At 46.6% G+C, this 11,800-nt stretch carries 9 protein-coding genes; all 9 read right to left on the minus strand.

Features of this window, described 5'->3' with window-relative positions; translation table 11 throughout:
- Positions 1–27: 27 nt before the first annotated feature.
- Positions 28–3,510, minus strand: a complete 3,483-nt coding sequence (locus H171_RS13665; protein ID WP_100305643.1) for a DNA polymerase III subunit alpha — start codon at positions 3,508–3,510, stop codon at positions 28–30.
- A gap of 200 nt (positions 3,511–3,710) precedes the next feature.
- A complete protein-coding gene (locus H171_RS13670; protein WP_024291282.1) occupies positions 3,711–3,968 on the minus strand; it encodes an HPr family phosphocarrier protein in 258 nt (85 codons plus the stop codon).
- A gap of 28 nt (positions 3,969–3,996) precedes the next feature.
- Positions 3,997–4,965, minus strand: coding sequence for a DNA-binding protein WhiA (gene whiA / locus H171_RS13675; RefSeq protein ID WP_100305644.1), 969 nt, complete (start codon positions 4,963–4,965; stop codon positions 3,997–3,999).
- A gap of 2 nt (positions 4,966–4,967) precedes the next feature.
- A complete protein-coding gene (gene rapZ, locus H171_RS13680) occupies positions 4,968–5,849 on the minus strand; it encodes an RNase adapter RapZ (protein ID WP_100305645.1) in 882 nt (293 codons plus the stop codon).
- 19 nt (positions 5,850–5,868) lie between these two features.
- Positions 5,869–6,780 carry a UDP-N-acetylmuramate dehydrogenase gene (gene murB, locus H171_RS13685; protein ID WP_100305646.1) on the minus strand — a complete coding sequence of 304 codons (912 nt, stop codon included), beginning with the start codon at positions 6,778–6,780 and terminating at the stop codon, positions 5,869–5,871.
- A gap of 8 nt (positions 6,781–6,788) precedes the next feature.
- A complete protein-coding gene (gene hprK, locus H171_RS13690) occupies positions 6,789–7,721 on the minus strand; it encodes an HPr(Ser) kinase/phosphatase (RefSeq protein WP_025231831.1) in 933 nt (310 codons plus the stop codon).
- Between the two features lie 59 nt (positions 7,722–7,780).
- Positions 7,781–9,652: an excinuclease ABC subunit UvrC gene (uvrC, locus tag H171_RS13695; protein ID WP_100305647.1), complete on the minus strand. Its 1,872-nt coding sequence runs from the start codon at positions 9,650–9,652 to the stop codon at positions 7,781–7,783.
- A gap of 9 nt (positions 9,653–9,661) precedes the next feature.
- Entirely contained in the window at positions 9,662–10,183 is a 522-nt protein-coding gene (locus tag H171_RS13700) for a DUF1653 domain-containing protein (protein WP_100305648.1), read from the minus strand.
- Positions 10,184–10,198: 15 nt separating this feature from the next.
- Complete coding sequence (locus tag H171_RS13705; protein WP_100305649.1) at positions 10,199–11,698, minus strand: putative glycoside hydrolase; 1,500 nt, start codon at positions 11,696–11,698, stop codon at positions 10,199–10,201.
- Between the last annotated feature and the right edge of the window lie 102 nt (positions 11,699–11,800).

Genomic DNA, 11,800 nt, shown 5'->3' on the forward strand with positions numbered 1-11,800 from the left:
AGTTTTTCATTGCATACATGTTGTATTCTAATTCATTTTCCCAATCTTTTCAAGTTTTTTTTCTACGAGCTTGACATTTTTTTCACCAAGTTTTTTAACCAGAGCATCCAGGAGTCCATCTCCCGCGTTCACGTTCCGGTTAGCCGGCAGAACCTTTCTGGCCCGCTCTTTTTCCAGATAGATGATGACTGAATCATCGCCCTCTGATTCCTTTAGGTCATTTAAGATATCCCGTTCTAGCACCATATAGGATTCCTTATCAGGGAATTTCAGCCACAGTTCCTTTGGCAGAGCTGAAAATGGAGTTACCCGCTCACAAATCAGTTTTCCCACCGGATCCTCGCCAACGGATACCCTGCCTTGTATGAAGACCTTGGAATCTTCCACAAATAGCTCCCTCTTGCTCTCATAATCCTTGGGGAACACGATTACTTCCACGGATCCTGCCAGATCCTCCAGGATGAGGAATGCCATCATTTTGTTGTTTCTAGTAGTTTTTACGGTCTTTCCTGTAATCATACCTCCAATGGTCACATAGGAACCGTCAGAAACACCGGCATCTCCGGTTTCTTCGTCCACAACAAAATCGATGGTGGTTGCGGTAATATTATTTCTCCAGGTGGTTTCGTAAGCTTCCATGGGATGACCGCTTAAATAAATTCCAAGGGTTTCCTTCTCAAATGCCAGAAGATCTTCTTTTATAAATTCTCCCACATCAGGGAACGTAACCTGAAAATGGCTCTTTTCTTCCTCCCCTGCAATATCAAACAGGGTCATCTGGCCTTCCATGGTATTTTTCCGTTCCTTGGCTTTATGCTCCAAAAGCTCCGGTGCAATCAAAAGCTTCTGCTTTCTTGTACCAGGAAGGGTATCCAAAGCTCCGGATTTTATGAAATTTTCCAGGGTCCTTTTGTTGACCTCCTTATTGCTCATCCGGTCAATAAAATCTTCCATATCGTGAAATATTCCATTTTGTTCCCGTTCCGTCACGATCTGCTCTACCACGGACTTTCCTACGCTCTTAATGGCCGACAAGCCGTAGCGGATGGATCCTCCGGAAACGGAAAACCCGCTTTCTCCCTCGTTAATATCCGGTGGAAGAATAAAGATTCCCATCTGTCTGCAGCTTAAAATATATTCGGATACTTTTGTTACGTTATCCATGACCGAAGTAAGAAGAGCTGCCATGAATTCCTGGGGATAATAATATTTTAAAAAGGCGGTCTGATAAGATACCACCGCATAAGCTGCCGCATGGGACTTATTAAAGGCGTATTTGGCAAAATCGATCATCTCGTCATAGATTTGATTTGCTGTCTTTTCATCGATTCCATTGGAGATACACCCAGATACTTCCTCTTCTGGATTCCCATAAACAAAATTCTGCCGTTCCTTTTCCATGACAGAAGTCTTCTTCTTTGACATGGCTCTTCGCACTAAGTCGCTGCGGCCCATGGTATATCCGGCAAGGTCCCTTACGATCTGCATTACCTGCTCCTGGTATACGATACAGCCATAAGTAGGACCTAGGATGGGCTCTAACTGGGTGCATTCATAGGTTATGGAGCTTAGGTCGTTCTTCCCCTTTAAATACTTTGGAATAAAGTCCATGGGACCGGGGCGGTAAAGGGATATTCCGGCAATAATATCTTCCAGGCTTCCTGGTTTCAGTTCCTTCATAAAGCTCTTCATACCGGAACTTTCCAGCTGGAACACTCCATCGTCCTTTCCGGTACCAATGGAATCCAGCACTGCCTTGTCATTATAATTGATCCGGTCCATATCAATGGATAATTGCCTGTTTTTCTCTATGCCCTTTACCGCATTCTGAATAACGGTCAGAGTACGCAGCCCAAGGAAGTCCATTTTTAAAAGCCCCAGTTCTTCCAGAGTGGTCATGGTAAACTGCGTGGTTATGGTTCCGTCAGCTGCTCTGGAAAGAGGAACATATTCATCCACAGAAGTCCGGCTGATCACGACTCCGGCAGCATGCATGGACGTATGCCTCGGCAGGCCTTCCAAACGCATGGACATGTCAATGAGGTATTTGACCTCAGGATCTTCCTCATATGCATTTCTTAAGTCAGGGCTTTGCTTTAAAGCCTTTTCAAGGGTCATGCCAAGGTCTCCCGGGATCATTTTTGCTATGGTGTCGCAACGGGCATAGGGCATGTCCAGAACCCTGCCCACATCCCTCACCACCCCCTTGGCCGCCAGGGTACCAAAGGTCACGATCTGAACCACCTGGTCCTTTCCATACTTCCGAACCACATAATCAATAACTTCCTGACGCCGTTCAAAGCAGAAATCCACGTCAATATCAGGCATGGAAATTCGCTCCGGATTCAAGAAACGCTCAAACAGAAGGTTATAGCGGATAGGATCGATGTTAGTGATCCCCAGACAGTAGGACACGATGCTTCCTGCTGCGGATCCCCGTCCCGGCCCCACGATAATATCCTGGGACCTGGCGTAATGAATGAAATCCCATACGATCAGGAAATAATCCACGTACCCCATGGTATGAATGACATCAAGCTCATAATCAAGCCTTTCCTTTAATTCCCCTTCATCCTGAGGATAATGGCGCTCAAAGCCTTCCAGGCATAGCTTGTTTAAATAGGACCAGGAATCATACCCTTCCGGCACGTCATACTTTGGCAGTTTGGTTACGCCGAACTCAATCTCAACGTTACAGCGCTCTGCAATCTTGTAAGTGTTGTCAATGGCTTCTCCTGCATAGGAGAAGAGCGTACGCATCTCCTCTTCGGATTTGCAGTAATACTGGCCCCCCTCGTAGCGCATGCGGTTCTCATCCGCCACCTTTTTTCCGGTCTGAATGCACAGCAGGATATCATGAGGTGTGGCATCCTCTGCATAGGTATAGTGGATATCATTGGTGGCCACCAAATCGATCCCCGTTTCCTGGCTCATCCGAAGAAGGTTCTGGTTTACCGTATTCTGAGCCGGTATCCCATGATCCTGAAGCTCCAGAAAGAAATTTCCCTTCCCGAATATCTCCTGATAGCGAAGGGCAGCTTCCATTCCCTTCTCATACTGTCCGCGGCTGACCAGCCTCTGTACCTCTCCTGCCAGACAGGCACTTAATGCAATGATCCCTTCACTGTATTGCTTTAAAATCTCATAATCCACTCTTGGTTTATAGTAAAATCCATCTACAAAGCCTTTTGAGACAATCTTCATTAAATTCTGGTAGCCCTGGTTATTCTCCGCCAATAAGACCAGATGATAGTAACGGTCCTCACCGCCTACGGTTTCCCTGTCAAACCTTGATCCGGAGGTTACATATACCTCACACCCGATGATGGGCTTAATCCCCGCCTCTCTGGCCGCCCTGTAAAAATCAATGACGCCATACATCACCCCATGATCAGTGATGGCCATGCTGTCCATTCCAAGCTCCTTTGCCCTGGCCACAAGCTCTTTTATCTTACAGGAGCCGTCCAACAGACTGTATTCCGTATGGACGTGTAAATGTGTAAATGCCATTTGTGCCTCCCTTCTTCTTTCCTATGTATGCATAAGGCCGCAGTGCCGCCTGCGAATCCTGCTCATTGCTCTATGAAACAGTATACCATAAAGAAACATGCCGGAAAACCTTTTGTACCAGATTTCTTCGTTTCATACGTTAAGAGGCGGAGCCTCCATTATCAGAGCCTCCGCCTGGAACATACCGTATTCTTTAAATATTACTCGTGATTGCTTAAGTATTTTTCGATTTCGGCAATCGCCTGCTCCTCATCCGTACCATCCGCAGTGATCGTAATCTGTTCTCCCGCTGCAAGTCCCAGAGTCATCATGCCCATAATACTCTTTGCATTTACTCTCTTGGATTCGATTTCAACATAAATGTTGCTTTCATACTGGCTTGCAACCTGAACCAGCATAGCAACTGGTCTTGCCTCTAAGCCTGATGCAAGTTCAACGGTGACTGTTTTTCTTACCATAATTATCCTCCTCAATCCTATGAACGGATTATTCCATTCCGCTGCTAATGCCTGTCCCGCGCAGCCGCCCTGCCAGGTCGCCAAGCTTTCTAAGTCGGTGGTTCACTCCTGATTTGCCTACAGGAGGGTCCAGAGCTTCTCCAAGCTCTTTTAATGTTGCTTCCGGCCTCTCCAACCGTTCCCTGGCAATTTCGCTTAAATTGTCCGGAAGATTATCAAGTCCGATTGTATCTCTGATATATGTTATATCTTCTATCTGCTTTACCGCAGCTGATACCGTTTTATTAATATTGGCAGTCTCGCAGTTGACCTGTCGGTTCACACTGTTGCGCATGTCCTTTAAGATCCTGATGTTCTCCAGTTCCATTAAGGCCACCGGAGCTTCCATTACATTCAGAATATCTACGATCTGGTTTCCTTCTTTTATATAAACCACAAAATAGCGTTTCCTCTTTACGATCTTTGCCTCAAGGTCAAAGGTCGCAATAATGGACTTTAGCTGCTGTGCTTTTTCTTCTGTTGCACATACGATTTCAAAATGGTAGAATTTCTCAGGGTCACTTATGGATCCGGAAGAGAGAAATGCACCACGGATAAATGCCCTCCTGCAGCAGGACTGCTGGATGACAACATTCCTTACAAGATTTAAGTTTTCCCCTATTTCTCCGTTTTCATCAAGAAGTTTTGTGGCGTGTAAAACACGGATCGCTTCCTCATGCTCCCGGACTGTCACCGTATAGGTACGGTTTTTATTTAAATAAGCATTTCTTCTAATGGACACATCAGTACTTATATTAAATGTTTTTTTCAATAATGTAAAGTACTTTCTTGCAACTGCCACATTTTCTGTATTAATTTTAATCGTATAGCGGTCGTCTTCCGATATGATTATTTTTCCGCAAAGGCTTATGATCGCAGCCATCTCAGCAATCTGGCAATGCCTTGCCGGACTGATCTGTCTGGAAAGCTCTTCTTTTAACTTGGAAGAAAATGACATGGCTAGACCATCCTTTTCCGTATATTATCCTTATCGATGTCCCGGTGTTCGATCTTAATCCCAAATTCTTCCCTGGATTTAAACCTGTCATAAACAGACCTGGCAATGGTAACCGACCGGTGCTTGCCGCCTGTGCATCCGATGGCAATTACCAGCTGGTTCTTTCCTTCCAGTACATAGTTGGGAATCAGAAATTCCAGCATATCGTTAAGCTTGTCTAAAAACAGGGCAGCGGTCCCATGCTGCATCACATAGTCCCGCACTTCTTTTTCTTCTCCGGTTTTGGGCCGCAGCTCTTCTGCATAGTATGGATTTGGCAAAAACCTTACATCAAATACCAGATCCGCATCCGACGGAATCCCATACTTGAATCCAAAAGAAAGGATCGTGATATATAAATTCCGGTAGGATTCCCGGTTCACAAATATTTTTTCCAGCTCCTGCCTGAGTTCCTTTGTTAGAAGCCGGCTGGTATCAATGATAAAATCCGCTTCTTCCTTTAAAAATCCCAGCTTTACCCGTTCTTTTTCAATCCCGCTGTCGATCCTTCCGCCAGCCGCCAGGGGATGGGCTCTCCTGGTTTCCTTATAGCGCTTAATCAGTGTTTCGTCACCTGCATCAAGGAAGAGAATTTCAAAGGGTACCCGTTTTCTTGACCAATCATCAAAAATCCTGTTTAAAACCGATAAATCCTCTCCACTGCGGATATCAATCCCCATAGCTGCGTTCCGGATCCCTCCCTGATTGCTCAGGGTCAGCTCTGCGAACGTTTCGATCAGGGGTATGGGAAGATTATCCACGCAATAAAATCCCATATCCTCCAGCATCTTAAGCGCCTGGGTCTTTCCTGCGCCTGACATGCCTGTTACAATGACTAGCCTCACGTTGTTCTCCTTTGCACCGTTAAAACTTCCCCAGTGTCTTTACCTCCATCTCAAGAGCTACCCCGGAATTTTTTAATACCCTTTTTTTCACCTCTTCACACAGGTTTCTGATATCAGCCGCAGTTGCGCCGTCTTTGTTAATGACAAATCCGCAATGCTTCTCTGAAACTTGGGCGCCGCCCAGGGAAAAACCTCTTAATCCGGCCTCCTCTATGAGTTTGCCTGCAAAATGCCCTTCCGGTCTCTTAAAGGTGCTTCCCGCACTTGGATATTCCAAAGGTTGTTTTTCCTTTCTCCTGCGGGCCAGTTCATCCATCCGGTTTTTAATTGAAACCTCATCTCCATCCCTTAACCGGATCTTGGCTTCCAACACAATATACTGCTTTGGTATAATACAGCTGGCTCGGTATCCTAAAGAAAGCTGGTCAGCATGCAGCTCCCTTACTTCTCCCTCCGGCGTCAATACTTTAACAGACCGGAGAACCTCCTTCATCTCCGAACCATAGGCTCCGGCGTTCATCACCACAGCGCCCCCCAGGGTGCCCGGTATCCCGGCTGCAAATTCAAAACCGGTTAGAGTCGCCCTGTATGCTTCCAGTGCAATCCGGGCAAGTGGTGCCCCGGCTCCAGCTTTTAAAATCCCCGTCTCCTTATCCACCTGGCAGTGGTTAAAGCAGTCCATGGAAATGACCACTCCATCAAAGCCTTCATCTCCAACCAGAAGATTGCTTCCATTGCCAAGTATGAAAAAAGGCACCTCTTCCCGACGGCAAAGAGCCATAACAGCAGCAAGCTCTTTCTCATCCGCCGGAATAACAAAGCAGGCGGCAGGCCCCCCCACCCGGAATGAGGTATGCTTTCGCATCTCTTCCCCAACTTTTATATGGTCTTTATCAGCTGCACCAAGAAGTTTTTCATAAAATCCAGTCATCAGACACCTCAATCATCCTGTTTTCTTGAAAGGTTTGCCTGAACGCGGTTATATAATTCCTGAGCCGCGTTGTACCCCATCTTCTTTTGTCTGTAATTGACGGCAGCAGATTCAACTATAATGGCCAGATTACGTCCCGGACGCACCGGAATGGAATGGCATACCACCCGGTTTCCAAGGAATTCCGTATACTGGTCCTCGATTCCCATTCTGTCGTATTCCTTATCTCTATCCCAGTCTTCCAGTTTGATCACCATATCAATGGCCTGGGTATCCTTTACACTTTCCACGCCGAACAGCGTCTTGACATCGATGATACCAATGCCCCTTAATTCAATAAAATGCCTGGTTATCTCCGGGGCGGTACCAATGAGTGTCTCATCGCTTACCTTGCGGATCTCCACCACATCATCGGTTACCAGACGATGGCCTCGTTTGATCAGTTCCAGAGCTGCCTCGCTTTTCCCAATGCCGCTTTCTCCCATGATCAGCACACCTTCGCCGAATACATCAACCAAAACTCCGTGAATGCTGATACAGGGCGCAAGCTTTACTTTAAGCCAGCGGATGATCTCCGCCATAAGATCGGAAGTGGTTTTATCTGATACAAGGCATGGCACGCCGTAATGGTTACAAAACGCCAGCATATCTTCATCCGGACTCTGGCTCCGGCTGTATACCAGACACGGAATCTGGCTGGACAAAAGCTTGTCGTACATCTCAAGCTTTCTGTCATGTTCCATCTGATGAATGTATTCCTGTTCTACATATCCGATGATCTGCACCCGCTCGTTGTCAAAATGGTCGTAAAATCCGGCTAACTGTAAAGCCGGACGATTGACATCCGGATGGCTGATCACAATCTTTTCCGCGTCAATCTCCGGAGTCATGTTCCGGAAATTCATCTTCTTTATCAAATCAGTAATAGCTACTCCATGCATGGCGCTCCTCTTTTCCATCTGTTTTTTTCATACTAACACAGATTTGGTCATTTGAAAAGCTATATGTGGAAGAACTCGTAAACGCTTTTCGCTGCCAGAGCATTCATACCCGGTACTTCGGAAAGCTCCTCCACGGTCGCTTCCTTTATGGCTTCCAGCCCTTTAAACCGGCGCATAAGCGCCTTTCTCCTGTTGGGGCCGATGCCAGGGATATCGTCAAGAATGGATTTCACCTGTCCCTTGCTTCTTAAACTTCTATGGTATTCGATAGCAAACCGGTGGGCTTCATCCTGGATCCTGGTGACCAGCTTAAATCCTTCGGAATGCCTGTCAATGGGTATCTCTACGTTATTATAGTAAAGCCCTCTTGTCCTGTGATTGTCATCCTTTACCATACCGCAGACAGGAATGGAAATATCCAGTTCCTTTAAAACCTCCAGGGCAATGTTTACCTGCCCCCGTCCTCCGTCCATCATAATTAAGTCCGGGAAACGGGTAAAGCTCCCAAGCTCCTCATCCACGCCCTTTTCTTTTAAGCTTTCCGCTTCCTTAAGGCCATGGGAAAATCTTCTTGTGAGCACCTCATTCATGGAGGCGTAATCATTGGCCCCCTTGACCCATTTGATCTTAAACTTCCTGTAATCATTTCTCTTTGGTCTTCCATTTTCATAGACAATCATGGAGCCTACAGACTCAAAGCCGCTTATATTGGAAATATCAAATGCCTCGATCCGCTTAATGCCGGAAAGCCCGAGCCAGCCGCCCACCTCATTCATGGCGCCGATGGTGCGAAGCTCTTCCCGCTTTATCTTTTCCTTATCCTGAGAAAGAACCAGTGCGGCATTTTTCTCCGCCAGTTCCACCAGGCGTTCCTTCTGGCCTTTCCGGGGAACTACGATTCTGACCTTCTGGCCGCGTTTTGCAGAAAGCCATTCTTCTATGACGCTTTCATCCTCAAGATCAGTCTGCACCCACAGCTCTTTTGGAACAAAAGGAGTTCCTGCATAAAACTGTTTGACAAAACTGGTCAGAATCTGCCTGTTATCCTCTGCCGTTGCGATGCTTACATGGAAATGCTCCCGGCCGATGAGCCTGCCTTCCCGGACAAAGAATACCTGAACCACGGCATCCTTTTCATCCTTTGCCATGGCAATGATGTCCCGGTCTTCCATGCCGCTGTCCGTAATCTTCTGCTTCTGGGAAATCTGCTTTACACTGTTTAACAGATCCCGGTACTCAATGGCCTTTTCATAATCCATTTCTTCCGATGCCGCCTGCATCTTCTCTTCCAGCATCTTAATCACTGGCCCATATTTTCCGCCTAAAAAGTCCAGGGCACGGTTTATGGATTTCCAGTAATCTTCCTTGCTGATATAATCCTGGCACGGGGCCGAACACTGCTTGATATGGTAATTTAAGCAGGGACGTTCCTTCCCGATGTCTCTTGGCAGATTCCGGTTGCAGGTTCTTATCTGATAAAGCTTATGGATCAGCTCAATGGTATCCTTTACCGCTCCGGCGCTTGTATACGGTCCGAAATATTTGCTTTTATCTTTTTTCATATCCCTTGAAAATAAGATCCTGGGATAGTCCTCGTAAACCGTTACCTTGATATAGGGATAGGTCTTATCATCCTTTAACATGGTATTGTAACGGGGACGATGTTCCTTAATGAGATTGCATTCCAGCACAAGGGCTTCCAGCTCAGAGTCTGTTATAATGTATTCAAACCGGGCGATCCTCGACACCATTTGTTCGATTTTTGCCGTTTTATTTCTGCTGCTCTGAAAGTACTGTCTGACCCTGTTTTTTAAGCTGATGGCTTTTCCCACATAGATGATTTCGTCCCGCTTGTCGTGCATGATATACACGCCAGGCTGGGACGGCAGTTTTTTTAATTCTTCTTCTATATTAAATGACCTGTGGTCCACTGAAACAAATCACCTCAATCTTGATCCCTCGTATTTATTCTGCAGCTCCAGATACCTTTTCACTGCATAATATTTCTCCTCAGGTTCTGAATCCGGCCTTCCGATCTCCATAATCTCGCAGATCGCCAGAAGCTCTTCCGCAGAAAACCGGTCCTTCCGATTCTCAAGAACCTCCAACTTCTCATGATACGTCCCCGCATCAAGAAATGCAAGGAGATTTTTATTTTCGTGATGGCAATGATCCGGTGGTAAACTCTCCTGACTTTGGAGACCAGCTTCCGCCACAGGCTGTTCAGAACAGATGTCCACCCGTTCAAACCTGTATTTCTGCTTTACCTCCGGATATTTTTCATGATCCACCTCACTGATAAACATGGACAATGGACGGGCATATGTTCCAAAGGATCCATATAGCGCCTGATACACAACCAACTCTTCTCCTGTTTCGGAATGAACCGCAACGGTTATCACCTGGTACATCTTGTCTTTAAAGTGCCGGTAGAAATCTCCTGGTCTGGGTGTTCTGTCCATGGCTTTCCTCACTTCCTAATCTCTTACGCCGCCTGTGGTCACAATGACAACATCTGGCTTGGATCTGGTTTTCTTTTTATTTTCCTTCTTCGTCTCCTGTTCCGTCTCTGCTGCTGTGCTTCCTTCCAGGCTCTTTTCTGCCATCTCTTCTTTGCCTGCCGTTTGTACCTCAGTTGGTACTTCCGTTGGTACCTTGGTTGATACTTCCATTGGTACCTCAGTTTGTACTTCCGTTGATCCCTCAGATGGTGCGGAAGAGGTCACTTCCGTTTCTCTTATTCTGGCAAGCTTCTCTGCCTCTTCTTTCGCCGCCTCCCGGCTTAAGAAGGCATCCCAGGTATACCGGTTGGATGCGCTCCAGAGAATCCACTCATCATAGCCTGCATCATAGACCGCCTGGATCTGGGCCCTTATTTCCTTAGCCCCGTAAGTAATGTGGTGTTCCAGATAGGTAGCCGTAAAATCCTGGAGCCAGGGGCGTACAATGGCCTGTTGCTTCCCGGCCACTCTGGCAGATTCCAGATCCTGCCTGGACAGCTTTAAAGCGGCTCGTATGGTACGGTATGGCTCCATATCCGGATGATCGATTCCAAAGTTACCGTCACCGTAATGGGAAGGATAGATCATGGGACAAATATAATCCAGGTGGCATGCCATCTCCTGATAGATCTGCCCCACTGCCTCCGCGTCCACTTTGCTCCCGATGATGGTGCCAAACACATCTGCCGAAACAAAAACATTGCGGGAAGACAGCTTGTCATATGCATACTGGATAAATTCCGTAATAATATCCGTTTTGGAACGGCCCCTGGTATCCTTTTCGTCAAATACCACCTGCTTCATGGAGCTGTCCGTAGAAAACCGGATGTAGTCAAACTGGACTTCATCAAATCCGGCCTTGGAAGCTTCGGTTCCCACCTCCACCAGATAATCCCATACCTCTGTCCGGTAAGGATTCACCCAGGCCAGTCCCTTATTATCCCGGTGTAAACTTCCGTCCTTGTTCTTAAGTGCCCACTCCGGCTTTTTTTCGGCCAGATAAGGATCCCTGAACGCCACCACCCGGGCAATGGTATAAAGCCCCCTGGCCTTTAACTGGGCCATGAGACTGTCAATATCTTTGATGTACTTTTCTGTGGCACCGATCTCATTAACCGTAGGTGCATCTGCCATTGCAAAGGTAATCCGTCCGTCATCATTCTTCACATCAATGACAACCGTATTAATCTCAGTCCCCTGGATCTTGTCCAATATTGCCTGGAGCCCTTCCGAGCCGGCCATATAGCTGGAAATATAGATTCCCTTTACCTTTACCGGCTTCTTTCCCGGTATTGCGGAAACTTCAACAGGAAGCTTCCCAGCCTCTGCCTCTGTGCTCTGCTCGGATTCCTCTGTACTCTGCTGAGATTCTTCTGTTTTGTTGTCTTTCTCTGTGGGTTCGGAAATTCCTTTGTATCTGCTGCATCCGGAGGTCACCAACGAGAATGCAATCACTGCCAAAAGCCATCTTTTCATAATACTCCTGTTCACTTTCTTTATGGTTTCAGGTGTTGAATGTAATAAATATTTAACATTTTACCACAATTTGTAAAATTTTCCAATAAAAATTACATTTTC

Source organism: [Clostridium] celerecrescens 18A (assembly GCF_002797975.1).
Taxonomy (GTDB): domain Bacteria; phylum Bacillota; class Clostridia; order Lachnospirales; family Lachnospiraceae; genus Lacrimispora; species Lacrimispora celerecrescens.